The following is a 23,132-nucleotide window of genomic DNA, read 5'->3' on the forward strand; positions in this document are numbered from 1 at the left end:
CACTGCCCCCGGCCATGGCCGGGGGCAGTGCATGCCGTGCATTCGCTTGCGGGTGCGCCTAGCCGGGATGCCGCATGGCCCCCTCACCGAGCAAATCCGGCTGCACCTCCTCGCGCGCAGGAACGCCGTTGAAGAGCAGGTTGAGCAGCACCGCCGAGAAGGTTCCGACGAGAACGCCGCTGTGGAAGAACCGGTCGATGAACTCCGGCAGCTGGGCAAAGATCTTGTCGGCGACGACCGGGATCATCGCGAGGCCGACGCTGACGGCGACGATGTAGAGGTTGCGGCGGTTGTCCACGAAGTTGACGCGGGCGAGAATCTTGACGCCCGTCGCCGAGACCATGCCGAACATCACGATCGCGGCGCCCCCGACGACATAGCTCGGTATCGACGCGGTGATGAATGCGATCTTCGGCAGGCAGCCGAGAAGGATCAGGACCACGCCGCCCGCTGCAACCGCCCAGCGGCTCATCACACCGGTGATCTGGAGCAGGCCCACATTCTGGGCATATGTGGTATATGTGAAGGTGTTGAATATCCCGCCGATAATGTTGCCGAGACCATCCGTGCGCAGCCCGCGCGCCAGGTCGGCTTCGCTGATCGTGCGGCCTGCCATGTCGCCGACGGCCAGAATCTGGCCGGTCGCTTCGATCATCATGACGATCATGACCGTGCAGAGCGCAGCCGTCGCCCACAGGTCGAATATCGGCATGCCGAAGGCGAACGGCGTCACGACCGTGATCCAGCTCGCATCGGCAACCCCTTGGAAATCCACCTTTCCGAAAGCCACAGCGATGGCAAATCCGATCCCTATGCCGAACAGGACGGCCAGGTTCGCGAGAAATCCCTTGAGAAAGCGGGTCATCAGGAGAATGGAAACCAGCACGATGGCAGCGACCGCAAGAGCGAAGGGCTGACCGTAGGCCGGATTGGGAATGAGCCCGTCCGGGCCTTTTATCATGGGTTGACCACCCGCCGCCCAGTTTACTCCGACCCGCATCAGGGACAGGCCGATGACCAGCATCACCGTGCCGGTGACCACCGCCGGGAAGAAGCGAACCCAGCGGCTGAAATAGGGGGCGGCCAGAAGCGTGAACACGCCGGATGCGATGACCGCACCGAGAACGCCGGGCATTCCGAGGTCCGGATCCGTGCCCGTGGCGATGATCGGGGGAACCGCGGTAAAGCCGATGCCCATCATGATCGGCAGACGCGCGCCGACGTTCCAGATGCCGAGACACTGGATGAGGGTGACGATGCCGCAGCAGAAAAGATCCGCGCTGATCAGCATGGCGATCTGATCCTTGGAGAGATTCAGCGCGCTGCCGATGATCAGGGGAACCGCGATGGCACCGGCATACATCACAAGGACATGCTGCAGGCCGAGCGCCGCCAGTTTCGGCACGGGAAACATTTCTTCGATAGCATCGCACTTCGAGTCCGTATTCATTTCGCTCCTCCCATTATTTTTCCAAGAGCCTGACGCCGAACCCCGACCCTCCTCCGGCCGGCGAACGGGCGGTATTCCTCACCTCATCTTCACCTCGATATCTTCACGTGGGCGGGAAGGGACGGCAGCGCGCCGCCCGCTCCAGCGATGTGCGAGCCCGGTATCGATATCGAACAGATCAAGGACGCGTGCCACGGTATGATTGACCATCTCGTCCAGCGTCTGCGGACGGGCATAGAAGGCCGGGACGGGGGGACAGATGATCGCCCCCGCCTCCGTCGCCTGGGCCATCGAACGAATATGGCCGATGTGCAATGGCGTTTCGCGCAGCATGAGAACCAGCCGGCGGCGTTCCTTCAGCGTTACATCCGCCGACCGGGACAGTAAGCCGGAAGTTACGCCGGTCGCGATTTCCGACAGGGTCTTGATCGAGCAGGGTGCAACGATCATCCCCAGCGTGCGGAAAGAACCGCTGGAGCACGAGGCGCCGATGTCCTTGTTGGAATGGACGCAGCAGGCGAGGGCTTCGACGTCGGCGACCTTGAAGTCGGTTTCCATCGCCAGCGTGATCTGGGCGGCACGGCTCATCACGAGGTGCGTCTCAATGTCCAGATCCCGCAGGATCTCCAGGAGCCGGATGCCGTATATCACGCCGGAGGCGCCGCTGATGCCGACGATGATCCGCTTCCTCTGTTCCCGGTCCGCCTTCATCGCTCTCACCTCCAAGCGTCGCCAATTTCTCTAAGGACGGCCGAATTTCGCGAGAATCGCCGAAGCGCGGTCGAAGGCAGCCTCGTCGATCCTGGCGAGCACGCCGTGAAAATCAGGCCCGCGGGTTGCGTCGAGGCCCATGCGGGACGTCGTACCGATACCGGATGCCGAAGGGTCGAGCGCGTTGCCGGGCAGCCCTTCGATGATGACGACATCCTTGTGCGGCTGGAAATGGGCAGACATGGCCCAAAGCACGTCGGAATCCCGCGTTATGTCCACGTCGGCATCGACGGCGATCACGGTCTTCAGATAAGCATCCCAGCCGAGCAGTCCGAGCATGATCTGGCGGGCCTCGCCGGGTCTCGTCTGGTTGAGGGCGACATAGGCGTGAAAATGCGTGCCGGATGCCGGATAGTGGACTGCCGTCACGCTGGGGAAGCGCTGCTTCAGCTTTTCCACCATCTCCGCCTCGCGCGGAACACGGCCGAGATTGAGATGTTCGGACGAGTTGCCGCCGGCGACGCTGACAAGGATGGCGTCCTTGCGGCGCAGCAACGTCTCGACGCGAAACAGATTGTTCGTCGATCGGTCGGACGAGTAGCCCGTGAACTCTCCGAAAGGCCCTTCGGCAACCTGCGTTTCGGGCTCGATCACCCCTTCCAGTACGATTTCGGCATAGGCCGGAACCCGGATGCCGTATTTCGGCGTCCGAACCACTTCGAGCGGCTCGCCGATGAGGCCGCCGGCGACGTCGCGCTCGTCCTCACCGAACGCAAGGCGCGCCGAGGCTGCGATCATGAAGAGAGGATGCGCGCCGATGACCATGGCCACCTTCAGATTCTCGCCGCGGTCCTTGGCCATGTTGAGCAGCCGCCACAGATGTCCGCGCGAATGCAGGCTCGTCGCCAGCTCGTTCTTCGAATGGATCATGGCGCGGTGATAGCTGAGATTGCCGGCGCCGGTGTCGGGGTGCTCGGCGATGATTATGCCGCTGGTGATGTATTTCGCCCTGTCAGTCGCGAAGTGCTTCAGCATCGGCAGCGTGCCTAGATCGATGTCGTGCTCCTCCACGCATTCGGTCACCGGTCCGCTGTCGACCAGCCGCGGCGGCAGGGCTTGCCGCGAGCGTGCCTGATAGGCTTCGTGCAGCCGGTCCTGGGAGGTCCCGAACATCCGGGCGATCCGCTCGCGTGATCCGAAGGTGTTGGCGATCACTTCGCCGCCGACGCCCTCGACGTTGCGGAAATGCAGGAGCGGCGCCCGGCCTTGCTGGTTGAGCTTCCAGATGAACGCCGATGCGTCCTGGTCGTCCGTGATACGGTCTTCGATGGTGAGTACGTCTTCGGGATACGCCCTCCGGTATTCCCGGAGAAAGTAGCGGACGTCCTGGCTGCCGAACTCCATAATACTGCCCTTCGCGGTGTCGTTACTTCACATGAGCGGGCAGCGGCCTTGGAGGGAGCCGCTGCCCTGGAGCGGGATGAGGAAAATGCGAGCGATGTTCCGCCCGAATCCCGCTCTGACTGGGGATCGACCGGGGCCGATCAGGCAGGAGTAGGCTGGCGCTCCTCTCGCCTCAGACCCGCATAGGTATCGGTCAGGCGCGCCTGAGCTTCCTCGAGATTGTGTGGCGGAGGGGTCGGGTCGATGCCGACGAGCTTGGCGATGTTGTTGCCGAGATAGCCCTCGAGATCGTCCTCGGAAAGCCCGAGGCCGTGGGGCGGTTCGTGGCAGAGAACCTCGAGCTCGCGCAGCCACATGCCGGGTTCGTTTGGCGGCGAGTCCGTACCGAAGACGATCTTGTGTTTCGGCAGCTCTTTCGCGAATTCGACGATTCGGGATTGGAAGCACCAACCGGACTCGCAGTAGACGTTGGGTGTATCCATCGCCATCCAGAAAGACTCGAACGAGTAGTTGCCCCCGGTCTGGATCCCGAAATGCCCGATGATGAAATTGACCATCGGGAACTCGCGAATGATCGGATAGAACATCGTCGGAATGGTGTAGGGCCCGTCACCGGTGTGGATGAGCACGACCACTCCGAGTTCCGCGCACTTCTTCATCGCTGGGCGAAGCCAATCGAGGGCCCGGTCGGGCCGGTAACCATGCATGTTGGCATGCAGCTTCAGCATCTTGAAGCCGTATTCCTTGACATGGAATTCGAGCTCGGCCGCGCCGTTCTCCGGCCCCCAGCGGGGATTGTAGTTGAAGTTGCCGATGAAGCGGTCCGGGTATTTTTGGCAAAGTTCGGCGATATACGCCATGTAATCGCGGATGCCTTCGCGGCCCATGCGGTTGCCGTCGCGATAGCCTGTATTGCCGGGCGGCGGCTGGATGAAGCCCATGTCGATCCGGCGAGGCTTGCCGTTGATCATATAGGGTCCGTCCATCAGTTTCAGCATGCGCTCGCCGTTGAAGGGCGTGCCGGTGTGGCGCCATGCCTCGTCGACCAGATTGGTCGGGTGGAGGTGGGTATCGATGATCATGCTATTTCTCCGATTTCATGAAACGCGCGTGCGGAAGGCTCATGCCGGCTGAAGGCTGGCATGGGTGCCCTTGAGGCGGGCCTGTGCCTCCTCCAGGCTGCGCGGCGGCGGCGTCGGATCGAGACCGATCATCCGGGCGATGTTGTTGCCGAGGTAGTCCTCGAGCGTATCCTCGTCGAGGTTCAGCCCCTGGGGCGGCTCGTGGCACAGCACCTCGAGAAGGCGCAGCCACATTCCCGGCTCGTTCGGGGGCGTGTCGGTGCCGAACAGGATCTTGTGCTTCGGCAGCTCCTTGGCGAATTCGACGATGCGCGACTGCAGGCACCAGCCGGATTCGACATAGATGTTCGGCGCATCCATCGCCATCTGGAACGGCTCGAAGACATAGACGCCCCCCGTCTGCACGCCGAAGTGCCCGAGGACGAAATTGACCGACGGAAACTCTCGAATGATCGGATAGAATTCGGTCGGGATGCTGTAGGGGCCGTCGCCGGTATGCACCTTTACGATGAGGCCGAGATCGGCGCATTTCCGCATCGCGGGTCGCAGCCAGTCGAGCGCCCGGTCGGGGCGGTAGGCGTGCATGTTCGCCTGAAGCTGCACCATCTTGAAGCCGTATTCCTTGGCGTGGTGCTCGATTTCTTCGGCGCCGTTCTGGGTGCCGTAGCGCGGATTGTAGACGAAACAGCCGAGGAAGCGGTCCGGATATTTCTGAACGAGCTCGACGGTGTAGGACATGTAGTCCCGGATCGCCGCCTTGCCGGTCAGATCGCCGTAGCCGTCGGTGTAAATGGTGTTGCCCTGCGGGGGCTGGATGAAAGCTTTGTCGATGCGGCGCGGCTTCCCGTTCACATAATAAGGGCCGTCCATCATCTTGAGGAGGCGCTCACCTGTAAAAGGCTCGCCATCGTGCCGCCAGGCCAGATCCACAATCTTGGTCGGGTAGCAGCTAATGTCGATAATCATCAGTCTCTCCAAAGTTGCCGTCAATCCAATTCACGGATTGTCCGTGAGCGAAGCGCCCCGGAGTTCGACGTCAACTTTGCTGAAGGCGAGGTCAGAAAGATCCGTCGGGCTGCGGTCTGCGCGATCGCATGCCAGCAATTCCCGACCGGATGTTGTATCGTGAGATACTAACGCGGCTGACCGCTTCTACTGACGTGGAGAATATTAAGACAGCTTAGGCGGAATGAAAAGTACATTTCATCAAACTGATCAATTAATAAATATTTCGAAAGAATGCATTCTGTGAGTGGTTGCTGAGCGGAGTACAGATATTGGACGACACCGCAAAAGAAAACGGAGAATTTCCCGCTGCGGCCGGGATACTCCTGGGGCTGGGGCTCGGGGGCTTCTTCGACGGCATCGTTCTGCATCAGGTGCTGCAGTGGCATCACATGCTGAGCAGCGCAGGCTTTCCCCCCGACAGCCTCGAAAATCTGAGATTGAATACGTTCTTCGACGGCCTCTTCCATGTGGCCACATACGTCTTCGTCGTGCTGGGCCTGATCGTCCTGTGGCGCCGTGGGCGGAGAAGCCATCGGTTCTGGTCGGCCAGGCTTATGGGTGGCAGCTTTCTGATCGGTTTCGGCGCCCTCAACCTGATCGAGGGCACCGTCAACCACCAGATTCTCGGCCTGCATCACGTCAACGAGACCGTGCCGCGCGACCAATGGGTCTACTGGGACACAGGCTTTCTGCTCTGGGGAGCCTCGATGCTGATTGCCGGATGGGTCCTGTACAGGTCCGGTAAACGAGAGCGTTCGAGATGAACGGCTCGGGGCGCCTCACAACAGCCGGTGTCGCACCAGAATCTCCCGAATGCTTGCGTCCTGCTCCTCGCTCGGAAGCAGCGCCGGCTGGCGGGAGGCCCCGACGGAGGGATCCTGCAGGTAAAGCGAGCGCTTGACCAGGGCCGGCGGGAAGCCGAGGGCGTAAAGTTCGGTGCGGAAGGCGGTGTAGAGTGCCTGCTGGCGTTCCGCCTCGGCAATGTTCCCGTTGTTGAACGCGCTGAGAATGCCGGCGAGGACCTCCGGCATTGCATTGCCGAGGCCGGAAATACAGCCGGCCGCACCGTTCTGCAGCGACCAGAGAACCAGATGGTCGGGCCCGGAATAGACTTCGAAGCCCGGCACGTCGTGCGCCACCTGCAGATAGGCCTCGAGCGTATCCTGCGCACCGCCGGAATCCTTGATCCCGGCGATATTGCCGTGCGAGGCAAGCTTCAGAGCCGTCTCCGGCTCGATATGGTTCTGGGTGCGGGAGGGAATGTCATAGAGATAGACGGGGGTCTCGACGGCATCGGCGACCGTCGAGAAGTGCCGGATCAGGCCGTCCTGCGTACAGGCGATGAAGAAGGGCGTGATGACGGCGATGCCGCTGACGCCGATGCGGTCGAAGGCGCGCGCGAGCTGCAGTGTCTCGAAGGTCGCGGGCATGCCGGCATTGACGATGACATCGACGCGGCCGCCGACCTCGTCGACCACTTCCTCGGTGAGCCGGATCTTCTCCTCGTGCGTGAGCGCAGTGAAATCGCCATTGGTGCCGGCGCACATGATATTGTTGCCGGCGGCGACCTGACGGCGCACCTGGGCGCGGGTCGCCTCGTAATTGATGGTCTCGTCCTCGTTGAAGCAGGTGACGAGGGCGACGAAGGCTTTCTTGGACATCAGTGACTCCGCTTTGGGATGGGAATGTCGGCAGCCTCGGCCGGCACCGATGCGAGGTGGCCGGCCTTTGCATCCGGATCGGGATCGAGGCTGGCCGCGAGAAGGGCGCGGGTATAGGCCTGCCGCGGGGTATCGAAGACCTCGCGGACGGTGCCGAGCTCGACGACCTCTCCCTGCTGCATGACCATGACGTAATCGGCGAAATCGCGAACGACCGGCAGGTCATGGGCGATGAAGATGAAGGCGATCCCCATCTCGCGGCGCAGCCTGTCGAGAAGCTCGATCACCTGCGCCTGGACGGAGACGTCGAGCGCGGAAACGGCCTCGTCGCAGATGATCAGCTGCGGCTCGAGCGCAAGCGCCCGGGCAATGGCGATTCGCTGGCGCTGGCCGCCTGAAAACTGGTGCGGATAGCGGCTCATGTGTTCGGCCGAAAGGCCGACCTGCACCAGGAGCTCCGCGACGCGTTCACGCCATTTCGCCTTGGGCAGGATGTCCGGATGGATGACCCAGGCCTCGGAGATCAGCTGGGAGACCGTCATGCGCGGGTTGAGCGATTGGGTCGGGTCCTGGAACACCATCTGGAGGTCGCGCCTGAGCTTGTAGAGCTCAGCCGGCGAAAGCGCGAACAGGTCGCGGCCCTTCCAGAGCGCCGTGCCGCCATCCGGCTCGTCGAGACGCAAGAGGGCCCGGGCAAGCGTCGATTTGCCGGAGCCGCTTTCTCCGACGACAGCCATTGTCTCGCCGGGCATGAGATCGAACGAGATGCCCTTCAGCGCTTCGAAGGAGCCGTAGGTCTTGCGCACGTCGCGCACGCTGAGCAGGGGTTCGGCGCGCGCGCCGGGTTCGTGCATCGCGCCCTTGCCGGGGGCGGCGGCGATGAGCTTCTGCGTGTACGGATGCTGCGGGTTCTTGTAGATCTCGCGCACGGTTCCCGCTTCGACGATGGCGCCCTTTTCCATCACGACGACCCGGTCGGCGATCTCGGAGACGACGCCGAGATCGTGGGTGATGATCAGCACCGCCATGCCCGTTTCGCGCTGCAGCTCCTTCAGAAGCTTCAGCACTTCCGCCTGCACGGTCACGTCGAGCGCGGTGGTCGGTTCGTCGGCGATCAGGAGGTCCGGCCGGAGCGCCAGCGCCATGGCGATCATGACGCGCTGGCGCTGACCGCCGGAGAATTCGTGCGGATATTTGCGCATTGCCCGCTCGGGCTCGGGAATCCCGACGCGGCGAAGGAGCCGCAGCGCCTCTTCGCGCGCCTTGCTGCCGGCGAGCCCGTGCGTGGTCATGGCTTCCGAGATCTGCCAGCCGACGCTGTAGACCGGATTGAGATGGCTGAGCGGATCCTGAAAGATCATGGCGACCCGGCGGCCGTTGACCTCGCGCCGTTCCTCGGCAGGCATTGTCAGCAGGTCCCTGCCGTCGAGCAGGATTTCGCCGGCGCTGATGCGGCCAGGCGGCATGTCGATGAGGTTCATAATCGCCGAGGAGGAGACGGACTTGCCGGAACCGCTTTCGCCGAGGATCGCGAGGGTCTCTCCCTTGTCGAGGTGATAGGAGATAGACTTCACCGCATGGACCACGCCGGTCGCGGTGTGGAACTCGACGGAGAGGTTACGGACCTCGAGCAGATGTTCAGCCATTTTTGCCGCCCTTCATTTCGAGACGCCAGCGCTGTACCGGATCGAGCGCGATCCGCATCCAGTTGGACAGCAGGTTGAGCGACATGGTGGTGAGAATGATGGCAAGGCCGGGCCAGAAGGAGAGCCACCAGGCATTGGTGAGATATTGCCGGCCCTGCGAGATCATCAGGCCCCAGGTGATTTCCGGCGGCTGAATGCCGATGCCGAGGAAGGACAGCGCGCTTTCCGCCAGCATGACATAGGCGAAATCGAGGGTGGCGAGCGTCGTCAGCGTCGGCAGCACGACCGGCAGGATGTGGCGGAAGAGGATGCGCTTGCTGGAGGCGCCCATGACCCGGGCCGCCTGCACGAACATGCGTTCGCGGATCTCCAGCACTTCGGCCCGCGTGGTGCGCAGATAGACCGGAATGCGGGTGATGGCGAGCACCAGCATGAGGTTGAGGATCGAGGAGCCGAGCACATAGAGCACGATCACCGCGATCAGCAGAGACGGGAAGGACATGATCACGTCGGCGAGACGCATGATGATCTGGCTCATGCGCGGCGAGGAAAAGCCGGCGATGAGGCCGAGAACTGTGCCGATCACCGAGGACAGGATCACGGCGCCGGCGGCGACCATCAGGGTGTTCTGGGCCGCAACGATGATGCGGGCGAAGAGCGGACGGCCGAGCGCGTCGGCGCCCATCCACCAGACCCAGGCGCGTGTCCAGTCGAATGGCGGCAGATTGCGGCCGCGCAGGTTCTGCTTCGTCGCCAGGTCGCCCAGCCAGGCCGGGCCGATGACGGCTATGACGAGGATGACGAGAAGGAAGATCGCGGCGCAAAGCGCGAACTTGTCCGCCAGCAGCATGCGCAACATGCGTATCGGAAAGGACGGCTCTGCGGCGATGACATTGTCGGTGGTTGCCAGGGCCATGGTCCGTCGCCTCCTCAGTGCCGGATGCGAGGATCGAGCAGCGCATAGGCGAGATCGATCAGCACGTTCATGAGGAAGATCGCAATGGCCGTGACGAGGATCGCCGCCAGCACCACGTTGAAATCGCGCTGCAGGATGGAATCGATCATGAGCTTGCCGACGCCGGGAAAGCCGAAGATCGTCTCGACCACGACCGCGCCGTTAAGCAAGCTTGCCGCCTGGTCTCCGACCACGGTGATGACGGGCAGCATCGCATTGCGCAGAGCGTGGATGAAGATGATCGGCCCGGACTTCACGCCCTTTGCCCGTGCGGTCTTCACATAGGCCGAGGACAGCGCGCTGACCATGGAGCCGCGCACCACCTGGACGATGATGCCGAAGGGGCGGACGAAGAGAACCGCGATCGGCAGGATCCAGTGCACGACCGATCCGGTGCCGGATGTCGGCAGGATCGCGAAGTTGATCGAGAAGATGACGATGGCGACGATCGCCAGCCAGAAATCCGGAACCGACGCGCCGATGAGCGAGACCATCGACGACAGCCGGTCGAAGAAACCGCCGGAGCGGAAGGCACCCAGCGAGCCGACGACGATCGCCGCTCCCGTGACGAGCGTCATCGTGATGACGGCAAGCCAGAGCGTCCAGGTGAAGGCTTCGAGGACGACATCGAGCGCAGGGCGGGCCTTGCGCAGGGATTCGCCGAGATCGCCGGTGACGACATCGCCCACATAACGGGCGAACTGGACGAGGATCGGATCGTTCAGTCCGTGCAGCTCGCGGAACTGCTCCTTCATCTCGGCGGATGCTTCGACGGGCAGAAACAGGGCTGCCGGGTCGCCGGTCATCCGGGACAGGAAGAATACCATGACGATCAGGCCGATGAGCGAGATCAGGCTTGCGAGCGCACGTTGGCGGATGAATCTGAGCATGGCAGCCCTCGATTTTGCATGAGGCGGCGGGGGTCCCGCCGCCGGAAGTTTCATTTCGAATGGCCGCTCGTCCGCGGTTCAGATCATTTGATCTTGATCTCGGAGAGCTGCAGCATGGAATTCGTCGCCATCGTGGGCTTGAAGTCCAGTCGCTCGGACACCCGCGAGAAACCGACCATGTGGAACAACAGCACATCCGCCACCACGTCGTCATGGACGTAGGCGATGAGCTCGGACCAGAGCTTGGCGCGTTCGTCTCCGACGGCGGCCGAGGCACGCGCGATCAGGTCGTCGACCTTCGGATCGGAAAAGCCCGACTGCGTGCCTTCGGAGTCGTATTTGAAGAACATCGAGAAGGAGGGGTCGCCCTTCGAGTTGTCGTGCATCGCGGCAACCAGCTGCGGACCGCGTCCTTCCTTGAAGGGCTTCGAATAATAGACTTCGTGCTCGGCGACTTCTACGAATTTGAGCTCGACCTTGAGCCCGACCTCCTGCAGCTGCGCCTGGATGGCCTCCATGATCTCGGTCACGTTCGGGAAGTTCGCGGTACGCGCGATGATGGTGATCGGCGTGTCTACCTTGACGCCATCGGCCTTGGCCTCTTCGATGAGCTTCTTGGCCTGCTCCGGATCGTAGGGGAAGACCTTCACGTCGGGGTTCCAGCCGAGCGTCGGCGGCGGAACGATCGCGGTGGCGAGGACGGCGCTGTCGGGCACCAGCGTACCGAGGAAGGCTTCGCGGTCGATTGCAAGGTTCAGAGCGCGACGGATGCGGACGTCGTTCAACGGCTCGATATTATGGTCGATGCGCAGATAGACGGTCTCGCTGTCGAGATAGGAGAAGTCGGTGGCCGGGTTGGTCGCCTCGGTCTGCGAGATGGACGGCGACAGATCGGCCTCACCGGTCTGGACCATGGCGGCGCGGACCGCAGGATCGGCGCGGAACAGATAGGTCGCCTCGGTGACCTCGGGCTTTTCGCCCCAGTAGTCGTCGCGGGCGGAAAGCACGATCTGCTGTCCGGGCGTCCAGTCGGTCAGCTTGTATGGGCCGGTGCCCACGGGTTCGCGCACGAATTCCATCGGCGTCTCTTCCGGCACGATCGTCAGCAGCGACAGGAGCAGCGGCAGGATCGGCTGAACCGGATCGACCGTGAAATCGACGGTCGTGTCGTCGACGACGTCGATCTTGATGTTCATGCCGCCGAAATAGCGGCGCGACTCACAGGCATTCTTGTCGCTCATCACGCGGTCGAAGCTGTACTTGACGTCCTTGGCGTTGAAGTCGGTGCCGTCGGAGAACTTCACGCCCTTGCGCAGGTGAAAGCGCCAGCTGCCATCCTCCTTCTGCTCCCAGCTCTCGGCAAGGCGTGGCATCAGGCCCTTGCCCTCGCGAAGGTCGAGCTCGGTCAGGGTCTCGCTGACGTTTTGCATGATGATGCGGCCGATATTGGAGCGCGTGGCCATGCAGGGCTCGAGCAGGTCCGCCTCTTCCGGCAGAACGATCTTGATCGGCCCGGATGCCGCGAAGGCCGGGGCGAGCGCGGAGCCCAGCATCAGGGCTCCCATAATCAGTGTTCTTTTCATTTGCATTCTCCTCCCTCTAGGATCTCGTGTGTGGCGCGGCGACTTCGTTCGCCTCTCTCCATGCGGGCTGCGGCAATCAGCCTCCTCGCCGCTAAGCGCCCTTCTGCCGCCGAATTGCCCAGACCATCCGATTTCTTATCAAGTTTGTCAAATTGTTTTCGCCGTCATTCTGGAATGAAAAATTTTGAAAAAGAAAAAATAGCGTAAAAACAGTAGCATGTAGACATTCGAACGCGGGTAAGAATGCGCCGTCTAAAAATAGAAAACTTGACAACTTTCGAAATTTCGCGATTGTCCGATGTATGAGGAGGCTTTCATGACGCCTGACGAAATCGCAAACGCAATGACCGGCAAGCTCCGGGAGACCGGGGGAGGGCGATTGGAATCGCTCCTGCCCTCGCCCATGGTGCAGAACCACGCAGCCTTTCTGCACAGGCTCGAGGACGGAAGTCTCGTCTGTGCCTGGTTCGGTGGGACGCTCGAGGGAAAATCCGACATTTCGATCTTCGCGTCGGTGCTCGCCCCCGGCGCCGCGCACTGGGGCGAGCCGCAGCGGCTGAGTTTCGATGCCGAGCACTCCGAGCAGAATCCGGTGCTGTTCACGGCGCCCGACGGGCGGCTCTGGCTTTTCCACACGTCGCAGCCCTCGGGCAACCAGGACGAATGCCGCATCCGCATGGCCGCAATCGAGAGGGATGCCGCTGATCCGACCAGGCTTGCCGCTTCCGAGGGGCGCTATCTCGACCTGCCGCGCGGCTGCTTCATCCGCGCGCCGCTCGTCATCAGAGATGACGGGGCATGGCTGCTGCCGATCTTTCGCTGCATCCAGCGCCCCGGTCAGAAGTGGAACGGCAGTCACGACAATGCGGCCGTCGGCATTTCGACCGATGGCGGCCGAAGCTGGCAGCTCGCCGACCTCGCCGGTTCGATCGGTTGCGTGCACATGAGCCCGGTGGCTGTCGGCGACACCCGCTACGCGGCTTTCTTCCGCCGCCGCCAGGCGGACCAGGTCTACCGAGTCGAGAGCATCGACGGCGGGCGGACATGGAGCCTCCCGGCGCCGACCGACGTGCCCAACAACAATTCCTCGATCGCCGTCGTCAGGCTCGGGGACGGCCGGTTGGCGATGATCTGCAATCCGGTGAATGCGGCCCTTTCGGCCGACCGGCGCGCATCGCTTTACGACGAGCTCGGAGACGACGACGGCCGGCCCGACGCCGATCCTTCAGGCGGATGCGTGCCGATCTGGGGCGTGCCGCGGGCGCCGGTGAGCGTCTGCCTGTCGGCCGACGGCGGGCGCACCTTCCCCGACCGTATCGTAATCGAGGACGGTCCGGGGAGCTGCCTTTCCAACAATTCGACCGACGGACACAACAAGGAAATGTCCTATCCGTGGCTCCTGGAAGGGGACGACGGCAGTCTGCACGTCGCCTACACCTACCATCGGCGCGCAATCAAATATGTCCGTCTGCCGCCCGGGTGGGCCGACGAGGGGAGAAACTGATGAGCAAGATTATCGGCATCACCATGGGCGATCCCTGTGGCGTCGGACCGGAAATCACGGTCCGGTCGCTTGCTGAGATGTCGGCTGCGGACCGGGAGGCGACCCGCATCTACGGCAACCTCGCGACGCTTGAGGCTGCCAGGGAGGCGCTTGGCCTCTCGGTCGAGCTTCAGCCCTATGTCGTCGACCTTCCGGTCGAGGGCGCGCCGCTCGCATGGGGAAGCCTTTCGGCAGTGGCAGGCGACGCAGCCTTCCGGTTCATCGAGCGCGCGGTCCGCGATGCCCAGGCAGGCGACATCGGCTGCATCGTCACGGCGCCGATCAACAAGGAAGCACTCAACAGGGCGGGCCATCATTACGACGGCCATACCGGCATGCTGCGCAGCCTGACCGGATCGAGCGCCGCCTATATGCTGCTTGCCTCCGAGCGACTAAAGGTCATTCACGTCTCCACCCATGTGTCGCTCAAGGAGGCGATCGGCCGCGCCACCACCGAGCGGGTTCTTGCCACGATCCGCGCCGGCAACGCGCATCTGAAGCGCATCGGCTACGAGCACCCGCGCATCGCGGTCGCCGGCATCAATCCCCATTGCGGCGAGAACGGCTTGTTCGGCACGGAAGACGATGATCAGATCGGGCCTGCGGTGGCGGCCGCGCGTGAAGAAGGCATCGATGTGCAGGGCCCGATCTCCGCCGATACCGTGTTCCATCGCGCCTATTCGGGAGGCTTCGATCTGGTCGTCGCGCAATATCACGACCAGGGTCATATCCCGATCAAACTGGTCGCCTTCGATACGGCGGTCAATGTTTCCGTAGATCTTCCGATCGACCGCACCTCCGTCGATCACGGGACTGCCTTCGATATTGCCGGAAAGGGTATCGCCAATCACGGCAACCTGAATTCCGCGATCGCCTATGCGCGCAAACTCGTGGCCGGCAAGGCAAGCAGAAAGGCAGCGTCATGATCACGATCCATCAGCCGCGCCGACTCGTCGTCGGCGCCGGAAGCATCGGGGAAGTCGGCGCCTGGGCCGGTCAGGTCGGCTCCACCCTGGTGATCGCGACGCCGGTCACGTCCGGATTTGCCGACAGCCTGAAGCTCTCGGGCAAAGTCGATTTATTCGACGCGATCCCCGGCGAACCGGATATCGCGACACTCGAGGCGGCGCTGGATGCCGCGCGGAAAGCGCGCCCGGACCTGATCGTGGGTCTTGGCGGCGGCTCGGTGATGGATGTCGCCAAGCTGGTCGCGTCGCTCTGGGACTCCGAGCAATCGCTCGCCGATGTCGCCGGGCCCAATCGCGTGGCCGGCCGCAACACGCGCCTTGCGCAGGTCGCGACGACCGCCGGGACGGGTTCTGAGGCCGGGATCCGTTCGCTGATCACCGACCCGGACAAGGGCATCAAGATCGCGGTCGAAAGTCCGCACATGATCGCAGATCTCGCCGTGCTCGATCCGCAACTCACCTACAGCGTGCCGCCTGCCGTCACCGCGGCGACCGGCGTGGATGCCATGGCCCACTGCGTCGAGGCCTTCACCAACCGCAAGGCCCATACGATGATCGACGGCTTCGCCCGCATGGGGTTCAACCTCGTCGGCAAATATCTCGCCCGTGCCGTGCGCGACGGCGAAGATACCGAAGCGCGCGAGGGGATGATGCTGGCATCCTATTACGGCGGCATATGCCTCGGTCCCGTCAACACGGCGGCCGGGCACGCCATATCCTATCCGCTCGGCACGCTGATGCATCTGCCGCACGGCCTCGCCAATGCGATCATCTTTCCGCATGTGCTCGCCTTCAACCAGCCGGCCGTCGCGGCAAAGACGGCGGAAGTCGCGGATGCCCTGGGGCTTGGCAAAGATCTCTCGCAACGTGATCTGCTGTCGGCCGCGAAAGGTTTCTGCGCCAGCCTCGGCATAGAGATGTCTCTGGCCGCCAATGGCGCGAAGGAGGCCGACCTGCCGCGCTTTGCCGCCGATGCGCATGCGATCCGGCGGCTGATGGACAACAATCCGGTCGACATGAGCGAGGCGGATGTGCTGGAGATCTATCGGGCGGCGTTCTAAGGCCTGTTGCGATTGGGGAGATGCTTCTCTCCCTTCGCCTTCCCCGGCTGGTTCTGCCTCTACTGTGAAGCCAGGAACAGGCGGTCGCGCGATCCGGTCAGATGCTTCAGCATCAGCATGCGGGCCTCTTCGGCACTGCCGGCGGCGATGGCATCGGCAATCGCCTCATGCTCGGCGAAAACCCTGGAGAGGCCGCTGGCCTCTCGCTTCACCGAGATGCCATGGAACTTCATGCCCACGGCGATGTGCTCTTTCAGCGCCTCCATGGCGGTCGAAAAGTAGCTGTTCTGGGCCGCACGGGCGATCGCAAGATGGAACTGGAAGTCGGCATCCTCCCGGTGGGATTGCCGGTTGGTGGCGTCGCGCAGCAGTTCGAGTGCCCGGCGGATGGATGCGAGGCTCGTCTCGTCGTGCCGGAGCGCTGCCGCCGCCGCCGCCGCAGGCTCCAGCGTCAGCCGGAATTCATAGCAGTTCAGGAGATCGGCGACGTTTTCGAGCTGGCCGAAACCGAGCGGCTCGCGAAGGCCCACGGCTCTCACGAAACTGCCCGCGCCACGCCGGGAATAGATGAGCCCCTGGTCCCTGAGGCGCTTCAGCGCCTCCCGGACGATCGGCCGGGATACCTCGAACTCCGTCGCCAGCTCATGCTCCGTCGGCAGACGCTCGTCCGGCTTATAGGCGCCGGACTTGATCGCGCGGTGCATTCTTTCGAACACGATGTCGGGCAGGCCCTTGCGGGGGGTCCCTTCCTGCAGTCCCATCGTCTATCTCGCCTCCCCCGTGATTTGCCTTGCGATGTGGCTCAGCGTATCCGGCCCGCCGAAGCCGCCGGACTTGGTGATGATATAGCGGCCGTCGGCGAAGGCCAGCGCCATTCCGGGCATGCATTCGCCGAGGAGGCGGAAACGGGAAACGCCCATTCTTGCCAGCACGGCCTCGGCCGTTGCGCCACCGGTAAGAAGCAGGGTCGTGGCCGCGCCGGTGAAGGCCGGAACGACGCTGTCGGCCAGGTTGGCGGAGACCTCGGCCGGGCTGAGCGGCGTCTCGCCTTCGACCGCCTGAATGATCGTCACCGCCCCGGTCGCCGGGGTGCCAGGCTTCAGCACCCTGCCTCCGACCGCAGGGATATACTCGGCGGGGCGGTTACCGCGCAGCACGTCGACCTGCTCGACGGTGATCGGGTCGCGCGATCCGACGACGATCAATATAGGCTTGCGGGGCAGCGGTATCAGCGGCAGCGTTTCGCTATCCGTCATCCGGTGGGCAAGTGCATCGGCAAGACCTCTCGCGCCGATCATGAGATCGCAGCCGGCCGTCTCGGCGCTCGCCAATGCGGCGAGCATGTCCTTGCGCGACATGGTATCGGGGACCAATGCCCGAGCCGCATGCCGGCCGAGCCTTTGGGCGACCGGGATAGGCGCCTCCACACCGAACCCCCGGACCTGGCCGTCGACCACGATACGGCCGAAATCGGGGATGGCCGGCGCGACAAGAGCGCGCGAAAAAGGAGTAGCGTCGAGTTCTGCCTCGATACTGCCCTTCAGTCGCGAGTCGACCTTCTTGAAAATCCGCGCATCTTCGGGGACGTGCTTCAGGACGTCAGATGTTGCCTTGCGCGCCTCATCCGGGGAAACCTCGCGCGACTTCACGTTGACGACGAGGATGTCCGGTCCGTCCGCCAGTGCAGCATTCACGGAGTCCAGGGCGAGAGCGACTTCCGTATGAAGGCCGCGGCCCGCAAACGGGGCAGCTGAATCAAGGGCACCCGTCAGATCATCGGCGAGAATGACAAGCATGGGGAGACGCTGCAAATCCGATTGTTGTTATCTTACGTGCCGTATTTTCTACATGTATTGCAAGGATTTGCAAATTTAAATTTACAAATATGCCGCAAAACGCACCTCGTCTCCCGCGCTGGCGGCACCATTCTAGTCGGACTTGGAACAGAGCTTGCTTTGCGGGAAAACGTCCAACAATGATCCGTTGCGTGAGCTGCTGATTGCCTTCGGGGATGCAGGCTAGGTGGTCCGGAGGCCTACGGCCACGCCTTCCACGTCGGTAATGGGCTTGTTGGGTCCAGTAGGCCGCAAAAAGGCAGGCCGAGATCCCGAGCGCGAACTTTGGCCGATCGGGCTTGAACGCGATGAACACGTGTGCAATATTGCGCGCGTGTGCAATGAAGTGGAAGCGCCGGTGAGTCGACAGCCTTATTCCGATGACCTCGATAGTCGTGCAGAACTTTGTCGCGAGATCATTCGCTCAGCCGGCGCATTGACCCTCAAAGGGTTTCATGGCGAGGCCAGGCAGAACGTTTCGATGAAAGGGCCTCAGGACTTCCTGACCGAAGTGGATGCCGCCTCCGAGGCCTATATCCGCCACGCGCTTGCCGCGCATTTTCCGGGCGACAGCTTCTTTGGCGAAGAGGGTGGGGGAGCGATAAGCGACCGGGTCTGGGTGGTCGATCCCATCGACGGCACCGCGAATTTCGCGCGGGGCATCCCGCATTTCTGCATCTCGATCGCCTTTGTCCAAAACGGGGCGACCGAGATCGCCGCGATCTACAATCCGGCGCTGGACGAGCTCTACTTCGCGCGCCGAGGGGCGGGCGCGACGCGGAACGGCGTTCCCATCCGGGTCGCCCAAACCGCCCGCTTCGACGCTGCGTCGCTGGAAATGGGTTGGTCGATGCGCGTGCCGAACACGGCCTATCTCGGCGTCATGGAAGCGCTGCTCGGGATGGGCGCCAATGTTCGCCGCGCCGGTTCCGGCGCATTGGCGCTCGCTTACGTCGCTGATGGCCGCTCGGACGGCTATATTGAACTGCACATGAATTCCTGGGATTGCCTTGCCGGCCTTCTGCTCGTGAGCGAGGCGGGCGGAGTCGTCTGCCCATACCTCGAGATCGGCAGCCTGGATGCCGGTGGCCCGGCTCTTGCCGTGGCGCCCGGCCTCGCATCGGACACGAGCCGCGCCTCGAACATACCCCTGGCCGCATATGCGATGCCGACGGACCGGCAGACGGCTCCGGCCTGAGCAGCGCGCGGACCGGCCGATTGGCGTATTGGAGGCTGACGCGGCGTGGCCGCGAAGAGGAGACTGCATGGATGCACCTGTCCATACCCGACCGGCCATCAGCCTGATTGCCGAGGGACTGGGGCCGCACGGCTCCGCTCTCTACATCGGCGGCAGCGAAGGCGCGCGCGACCTGGGGCTTCTGCGACAAAACGGCATCACGGCCGTCGTCAATTGTGCCATCAACCTCGACATCAACTATGTCGAGGGGCCTTCCGACGAGGCCGATGGCGAGCGCAGGGCGTCCGGCTTCGCGGCAATACGCTACTACAAGATCGGCATGATCGATGACGAGGGCAGCCCCGAAACCATGATGCTGGGAGCCTATTACATACTCGACGGTGCGCTTCGCCAGTCGATGCCGAAGCGGCCCACCTATCCGTTCCGGGACGGCGGAAACATTCTCGTCAACTGCCGCGGCGGACGAAGCCGTTCCGTCTCGCTCGTCGCGCTTTTCCTCCACAAGCAGCAACCGAACCTTTACCCGACGCTTGAAGATGCCGTGGCGGCGATCCGCACGCGCAGGCAATTGATGCCGGATGAATGGTTCGAGACGCCGAAGCCGATGCTCTACGAGGCAGCAAGGAGGGCCTCCGCCTGGATCGACATGATCGAGCGCGAACGGCAGAAGGAGAGGCCATGCTGAAGCGTACCCTGCCGGCCGTCGCCGTAATCGCCGATGCCCATTTCCACGATGTCGAAACGGATTTCGGCTTTGCGAGAGTGGCCGTCGAGGGTCGGGAAATCACCATGCGCAGCTGGGCGGACACCCGGCAATCCACACGCGTCTTCAATGAAAGTGCGGAGGCGTTTCTGGCGGCCCTTGCCGAGGTACGCCGGCGCGGCATCCGTCACGTCGTGCTGCTCGGGGACTATACGGACGACGGCCAACGCGCGACCACGAGCGCTCTGCGGGACATTCTCCATGAGCACGCCGATGGGTTCGACATCTCGTTCTATGCGCTTCCCGGCAATCACGACATCTTCGGACCGCGGGGCAGGCATCACACAAAGCAATTCCTCGGCCGCGACGGCCGGGGCATTCTCGTCACCAGCGATGCGAACGGCGTGGCCAGCGGCGTCACCGTCAGTGACCGCATGTATTGCGAAGGCTATCCGGCGGGCCTCGATCCGATGGCGGCCTTCGGCTATTTCCGCAGGCCTGAATATCTCCATTGGGAGACCCCGTTCGGCTCCTCCGATGCGGTCGAAGACCGCCGATACGGGGTGGCCTCACCGGACGGCAGCAATCGCTACGAGTTGATGGACGCGTCCTATCTGGTCGAACCCGAGCCCAGTCTCTGGCTGCTGATGATCGATGCCAATGTCTTCGAACCCGTAAACGGGACGTTTGAATGGGGTGAGGAAGCGGCTTTCATCGACAGCACCTCGGGCGGCTGGAACGCGATGATCCGCTGCAAGCCTTTTGTCGTCTCCTGGATCGCCGACGTCTGCGCACGGGCACGGAGGCTCGGGAAGACTCTGCTTGCCTTTTCGCACTATCCGGTGCTCGACCCTTTCGATGGCGCGACCGGCGCCGAGGCAGCGCTGTTCGGCGAGACCAACATCGCCCGGCGCACACCCCGAAAGGATGTCGAGCGGGCGCTGCTTGCGGCCGGGCTGTCGCTCCATTTCAGCGGGCACCTTCATGTGGAGGGCGTCACGCGCCGCGGCAGCGGCGACCGGTCGCTCACCAATATTGCGGTCCCGTCGCTCGTAGCCTTTCCGCCGGCCTTCAAGATCGCCCATCCGGGAGAGGGGAGCGTCGTCGTGGAGACGGTGGAGCTGTCCGGACTGCCTGCCGACCAGCGGCTCCGCAGCGCCTATGAACGAGAAGTCGCGCTGCTCGGCGAAGAGCCGGAAGCCGCCTTTTCAAGCTCCACTTACGGAGCCTTTCTCAGGGCACACAAGCGGGCACTGGTCAGCCACCGCTATTTTCCCGAGGAATGGCCGCCGGCAGTCGTCAAGCGCGTGGCAGACCTCACGCTCGAGGAGATCGCGTGTCTCTTCACCGAAGAGAGCGCCGGCGGCGCTCCGATTCTGTCCGCTTTGGTGCACGCTTCGGCGATCGACATCGCCGAGCTGAGAAGCCTGCCGATGATCGAGCTCGTCGCCGATTGGTACTGCCTTCGGCAGGGGGCATCGCTCGCTTTGCCGCATATCGAAAAATCGCGGCTGCCCCTCTATCGTTTTCTGGCCGAACGGTTCGGATGCGCGCCGAGGAGCCGACACGACAGTTCGGTGAAAGGCTTCCTTGCCATATTCCTTGGAGCGTTGGGTCTGTTTCTGGACCGCGCGGAAAATGGTGAGGCGCAGATCGTCGTTGCCTCGGATCCCGTGCAGCAAGACGCTCCGGCGTGAGTGGTCGGATGGCCTATGCGGCGCGGGAAGAGAGGCGCACCGTCGCGTCAACCCGTTGGCAGGCAGGTTAGGGTGGGCTCATGGAATCGGCCATTGTCGGCATCAATCTCTTCGGCGCGGTCGCGCTGCTGCTCTACGGACTGGCACAGGTCAAGGACGGCATGTCGCGGGCCTGGGGCGCGCGGCTGAGGACCGGCCTCGCCGCCGGCACGCGCGGCGGACTGCGTTCGTTCGCTGCAGGGTTCGTAGCCACAGTGGCCCTCCAGAGTTCGACTGCGACCGCACTCATGTTCGCCTCGTTCGTGGAAAAGGACCTGATCGCGCCGGCGATGGCACAGCTCGTGTTGCTGGGCGCCAATGTCGGGACGGCCGCCACGGCGTGGATCGTGGCGCTTGGCCTCGGCTGGCTGTCGCCGCTGCTCATTCTCGCCGGGGTTGCCCTCGCCCGAGCGCGGTCCGGCGCGCGCAGCGGCGCCGGCAGCGCCGTCGTCGGCATCGGCCTCATGCTGTTGTCATTGCATCTGCTCTCAGCGGCGACCGATCCGCTTCTGCAGTCGCCGGCACTCCGCGCCTTCCTGGCGATGCTCGACAATGCCTGGCCGGTGGCTTTGATCTTCGCCGCCGCACTCGCCATTCTCGCCTCCTCCAGTCTCGCCATCGTGGTGCTCATCCTGTCGCTGGCCTCCGCGGGCGGCATCTCGACCGCGCTCGTCGTCGTTCTTGTCCTAGGTGCCAACCTCGGCGGGGCCGTGCCGCCGGTGCTTGCGACGCTCGGCGCTTCCGCAGGCGCGCGGCGCGTAACGATCGGCAACCTCATCGTCAGGGCAACCGGCTGCGCCATCGCCCTGCCGCTGGCCGGCTATTGTGCGGAATTCATGGAGTTGGCAGGGCTTTCGCCGCAAAAGCTCGCCGTCGATGCCCATCTTCTGTTCAACCTGGCCGTGGCGCTGATCGCCTTTCCAGTGTCGCCCCTCCTTTATCGGCTGACGGCCAGCCTCATCCCGCAGGAGGCGGAGAGCGACAACGGGCCACGCTACCTGGACATGAAGGCCCTCGCGAGACCCGTCGCCGCACTTGCCGGTGCCGGTCGCGAGGTCATGGCGGTGGGCGACCTGATCGAGAGCATGCTGGTGCGGGCCCTGGACGCGCTCAAGACGAACGACCTCGCGATGCTTGCCGATATCAGCATGCTCGAAGGGCGGGTGGACCGGATCCAGCATGAGATCAAGCTCTACGTGTCGAGGGTGGGCAAGGACGATATGACGGAAGACGATCACCGCCGGGCCCGGCATATCGTCGATTATGCCATCAACCTCGAGCATATCGGCGATATCATCGAGAAGGGGCTGCATCCCGAGATCGCAAAGAAGATCAGCCTCGGCCTGCGCTTCTCCGAGGACGGCCAGGGCGAACTCGCAAGGCTCTTCGCGATCACGCTCGACAACCTGCGCATGGCCCAGGCGGTCTTCGCGACCGGCGACGCTGAGCTGGCACGCCGTCTCGTGGAGGTGAAGGAGGAGGTGCGCCGGCTCGAGAAGCAATCGGCGGAATGCCACCTTCTGCGCCTGCGCGAAGGGCGGCTGGACAGCATGCAGACGAGTTCGCTGCATCTCGACATGCTGCGCGACCTGAAGCGGATCAACGCCCACGTCGCTTCGGTTGCCCACCCGATCCTCGACGGCAGCGGCCTCCTGATCGAGAGCCGCATCCGCCAGGCCGTCTGAAGCTGAAGCACTT

The 23,132-nt window shown here is 63.4% G+C and carries 20 protein-coding genes; 8 read left to right on the forward strand and 12 right to left on the reverse strand.

The annotated features are described in order from the left end of the window. Window positions 1-58: 58 nt before the first annotated feature. The 5 genes from ACTJKL_RS07380 to ACTJKL_RS07400 form a co-directional block, all read right to left on the reverse strand. Window positions 59-1,450, reverse strand: a complete 1,392-nt coding sequence (locus ACTJKL_RS07380; RefSeq protein WP_440852573.1) for a nucleobase:cation symporter-2 family protein — start codon at window positions 1,448-1,450, stop codon at window positions 59-61. A gap of 78 nt (window positions 1,451-1,528) precedes the next feature. Beyond that, complete coding sequence (locus ACTJKL_RS07385) at window positions 1,529-2,161, reverse strand: UbiX family flavin prenyltransferase (protein ID WP_440852574.1); 633 nt, start codon at window positions 2,159-2,161, stop codon at window positions 1,529-1,531. 30 nt (window positions 2,162-2,191) lie between these two features. Then, complete coding sequence (locus tag ACTJKL_RS07390) at window positions 2,192-3,565, reverse strand: UbiD family decarboxylase (protein ID WP_440852575.1); 1,374 nt, start codon at window positions 3,563-3,565, stop codon at window positions 2,192-2,194. Between the two features lie 140 nt (window positions 3,566-3,705). Continuing rightward, entirely contained in the window at window positions 3,706-4,647 is a 942-nt protein-coding gene (locus ACTJKL_RS07395) for an amidohydrolase family protein (RefSeq protein ID WP_440852576.1), read from the reverse strand. Window positions 4,648-4,686: 39 nt separating this feature from the next. Beyond that, window positions 4,687-5,613 carry an amidohydrolase family protein gene (locus ACTJKL_RS07400; RefSeq protein WP_018095905.1) on the reverse strand — a complete coding sequence of 309 codons (927 nt, stop codon included), beginning with the start codon at window positions 5,611-5,613 and terminating at the stop codon, window positions 4,687-4,689. Window positions 5,614-5,924: 311 nt separating this feature from the next. Here ACTJKL_RS07400 and ACTJKL_RS07405 point away from each other — a divergent pair, with 311 nt between their 5' ends. Then, a complete protein-coding gene (locus tag ACTJKL_RS07405; RefSeq protein WP_440852577.1) occupies window positions 5,925-6,419 on the forward strand; it encodes a DUF2243 domain-containing protein in 495 nt (164 codons plus the stop codon). A gap of 15 nt (window positions 6,420-6,434) precedes the next feature. On the opposite strand, the gene ACTJKL_RS07410 is transcribed toward ACTJKL_RS07405, so the two are convergent. The 5 genes from ACTJKL_RS07410 to ACTJKL_RS07430 form a co-directional block, all read right to left on the reverse strand. Then, a complete protein-coding gene (locus ACTJKL_RS07410) occupies window positions 6,435-7,316 on the reverse strand; it encodes a dihydrodipicolinate synthase family protein (protein WP_440852578.1) in 882 nt (293 codons plus the stop codon). Then, window positions 7,316-8,962: an ABC transporter ATP-binding protein gene (locus ACTJKL_RS07415; protein ID WP_440852579.1), complete on the reverse strand. Its 1,647-nt coding sequence runs from the start codon at window positions 8,960-8,962 to the stop codon at window positions 7,316-7,318. Before ACTJKL_RS07415 ends, ACTJKL_RS07410 begins: the two co-directional genes overlap by 1 nt. Then, a complete protein-coding gene (locus ACTJKL_RS07420; protein WP_440852580.1) occupies window positions 8,955-9,878 on the reverse strand; it encodes an ABC transporter permease in 924 nt (307 codons plus the stop codon). Before ACTJKL_RS07420 ends, ACTJKL_RS07415 begins: the two co-directional genes overlap by 8 nt. Before the next feature lie 14 nt (window positions 9,879-9,892). Beyond that, window positions 9,893-10,807 (reverse strand): ABC transporter permease, encoded by a 915-nt coding sequence (locus ACTJKL_RS07425; RefSeq protein ID WP_003532054.1) that lies wholly within the window; start codon window positions 10,805-10,807, stop codon window positions 9,893-9,895. An 83-nt stretch (window positions 10,808-10,890) separates the two neighbouring features. Next, a complete protein-coding gene (locus tag ACTJKL_RS07430) occupies window positions 10,891-12,390 on the reverse strand; it encodes an ABC transporter substrate-binding protein (RefSeq protein ID WP_440852581.1) in 1,500 nt (499 codons plus the stop codon). 316 nt (window positions 12,391-12,706) lie between these two features. On the opposite strand from ACTJKL_RS07430, the gene ACTJKL_RS07435 reads away from it, so the two are divergent. The 3 genes from ACTJKL_RS07435 to ACTJKL_RS07445 are packed head-to-tail and all read left to right on the forward strand — an operon-like array spanning window position 12,707 to window position 15,962. Then, window positions 12,707-13,894: a sialidase family protein gene (locus tag ACTJKL_RS07435; RefSeq protein WP_440852582.1), complete on the forward strand. Its 1,188-nt coding sequence runs from the start codon at window positions 12,707-12,709 to the stop codon at window positions 13,892-13,894. Continuing rightward, entirely contained in the window at window positions 13,894-14,859 is a 966-nt protein-coding gene (pdxA, locus tag ACTJKL_RS07440) for a 4-hydroxythreonine-4-phosphate dehydrogenase PdxA (protein ID WP_275599622.1), read from the forward strand. The genes ACTJKL_RS07435 and pdxA overlap by 1 nt, the downstream gene beginning before the upstream one ends. Beyond that, window positions 14,856-15,962: an iron-containing alcohol dehydrogenase family protein gene (locus tag ACTJKL_RS07445; RefSeq protein WP_440852583.1), complete on the forward strand. Its 1,107-nt coding sequence runs from the start codon at window positions 14,856-14,858 to the stop codon at window positions 15,960-15,962. The genes pdxA and ACTJKL_RS07445 overlap by 4 nt, the downstream gene beginning before the upstream one ends. A gap of 59 nt (window positions 15,963-16,021) precedes the next feature. Here the strand turns inward: ACTJKL_RS07445 and ACTJKL_RS07450 are convergent, their stop codons facing one another. Then, the gene (locus ACTJKL_RS07450; protein ID WP_003532059.1) at window positions 16,022-16,723 is read right to left on the reverse strand and encodes a FadR/GntR family transcriptional regulator; all 702 of its coding nucleotides are present in this window, start codon (window positions 16,721-16,723) and stop codon (window positions 16,022-16,024) included. Window positions 16,724-16,726: 3 nt separating this feature from the next. Next, the gene (locus ACTJKL_RS07455) at window positions 16,727-17,758 is read right to left on the reverse strand and encodes a four-carbon acid sugar kinase family protein (protein WP_440852584.1); all 1,032 of its coding nucleotides are present in this window, start codon (window positions 17,756-17,758) and stop codon (window positions 16,727-16,729) included. Between the two features lie 397 nt (window positions 17,759-18,155). Between ACTJKL_RS07455 and ACTJKL_RS07460 the strand changes: the two genes are divergently transcribed. The 4 genes from ACTJKL_RS07460 (at window position 18,156) to ACTJKL_RS07475 (ending at window position 23,119) form a co-directional block, all read left to right on the forward strand. Continuing rightward, window positions 18,156-18,995 (forward strand): inositol monophosphatase family protein, encoded by an 840-nt coding sequence (locus ACTJKL_RS07460; protein WP_275599629.1) that lies wholly within the window; start codon window positions 18,156-18,158, stop codon window positions 18,993-18,995. A gap of 67 nt (window positions 18,996-19,062) precedes the next feature. Next, complete coding sequence (locus ACTJKL_RS07465; RefSeq protein ID WP_100670826.1) at window positions 19,063-19,680, forward strand: dual specificity protein phosphatase family protein; 618 nt, start codon at window positions 19,063-19,065, stop codon at window positions 19,678-19,680. Then, window positions 19,674-21,395, forward strand: coding sequence for a metallophosphoesterase family protein (locus ACTJKL_RS07470; protein ID WP_440852585.1), 1,722 nt, complete (start codon window positions 19,674-19,676; stop codon window positions 21,393-21,395). The genes ACTJKL_RS07465 and ACTJKL_RS07470 overlap by 7 nt, the downstream gene beginning before the upstream one ends. A gap of 80 nt (window positions 21,396-21,475) precedes the next feature. After that, on the forward strand, window positions 21,476-23,119 hold the full coding sequence (locus tag ACTJKL_RS07475) for a Na/Pi cotransporter family protein (RefSeq protein WP_440852586.1): 1,644 nt from the start codon (window positions 21,476-21,478) through the stop codon (window positions 23,117-23,119). Window positions 23,120-23,132: the final 13 nt, after the last annotated feature.

Origin of the sequence: Sinorhizobium sp. 22678, assembly GCF_052044265.1 — a bacterium.
Classification (GTDB): domain Bacteria; phylum Pseudomonadota; class Alphaproteobacteria; order Rhizobiales; family Rhizobiaceae; genus Sinorhizobium; species Sinorhizobium meliloti_A.

Coding starts and splice junctions, on each gene's coding strand:
- ACTJKL_RS07380 (WP_440852573.1), bottom strand. CDS start 1,450: ATGAATACGGACTCGAAGTGCGATGCTATCGAAGAAATGTTTCCCGTG.
- ACTJKL_RS07385 (WP_440852574.1), bottom strand. CDS start 2,161: ATGAAGGCGGACCGGGAACAGAGGAAGCGGATCATCGTCGGCATCAGC.
- ACTJKL_RS07390 (WP_440852575.1), bottom strand. CDS start 3,565: ATGGAGTTCGGCAGCCAGGACGTCCGCTACTTTCTCCGGGAATACCGG.
- ACTJKL_RS07395 (WP_440852576.1), bottom strand. CDS start 4,647: ATGATCATCGATACCCACCTCCACCCGACCAATCTGGTCGACGAGGCA.
- ACTJKL_RS07400 (WP_018095905.1), bottom strand. CDS start 5,613: ATGATTATCGACATTAGCTGCTACCCGACCAAGATTGTGGATCTGGCC.
- ACTJKL_RS07410 (WP_440852578.1), bottom strand. CDS start 7,316: ATGTCCAAGAAAGCCTTCGTCGCCCTCGTCACCTGCTTCAACGAGGAC.
- ACTJKL_RS07415 (WP_440852579.1), bottom strand. CDS start 8,962: ATGGCTGAACATCTGCTCGAGGTCCGTAACCTCTCCGTCGAGTTCCAC.
- ACTJKL_RS07420 (WP_440852580.1), bottom strand. CDS start 9,878: ATGGCCCTGGCAACCACCGACAATGTCATCGCCGCAGAGCCGTCCTTT.
- ACTJKL_RS07425 (WP_003532054.1), bottom strand. CDS start 10,807: ATGCTCAGATTCATCCGCCAACGTGCGCTCGCAAGCCTGATCTCGCTC.
- ACTJKL_RS07430 (WP_440852581.1), bottom strand. CDS start 12,390: ATGAAAAGAACACTGATTATGGGAGCCCTGATGCTGGGCTCCGCGCTC.
- ACTJKL_RS07435 (WP_440852582.1), top strand. CDS start 12,707: ATGACGCCTGACGAAATCGCAAACGCAATGACCGGCAAGCTCCGGGAG.
- pdxA (WP_275599622.1), top strand. CDS start 13,894: ATGAGCAAGATTATCGGCATCACCATGGGCGATCCCTGTGGCGTCGGA.
- ACTJKL_RS07445 (WP_440852583.1), top strand. CDS start 14,856: ATGATCACGATCCATCAGCCGCGCCGACTCGTCGTCGGCGCCGGAAGC.
- ACTJKL_RS07450 (WP_003532059.1), bottom strand. CDS start 16,723: ATGGGACTGCAGGAAGGGACCCCCCGCAAGGGCCTGCCCGACATCGTG.
- ACTJKL_RS07455 (WP_440852584.1), bottom strand. CDS start 17,758: ATGCTTGTCATTCTCGCCGATGATCTGACGGGTGCCCTTGATTCAGCT.
- ACTJKL_RS07465 (WP_100670826.1), top strand. CDS start 19,063: ATGGATGCACCTGTCCATACCCGACCGGCCATCAGCCTGATTGCCGAG.
- ACTJKL_RS07470 (WP_440852585.1), top strand. CDS start 19,674: ATGCTGAAGCGTACCCTGCCGGCCGTCGCCGTAATCGCCGATGCCCAT.
- ACTJKL_RS07475 (WP_440852586.1), top strand. CDS start 21,476: ATGGAATCGGCCATTGTCGGCATCAATCTCTTCGGCGCGGTCGCGCTG.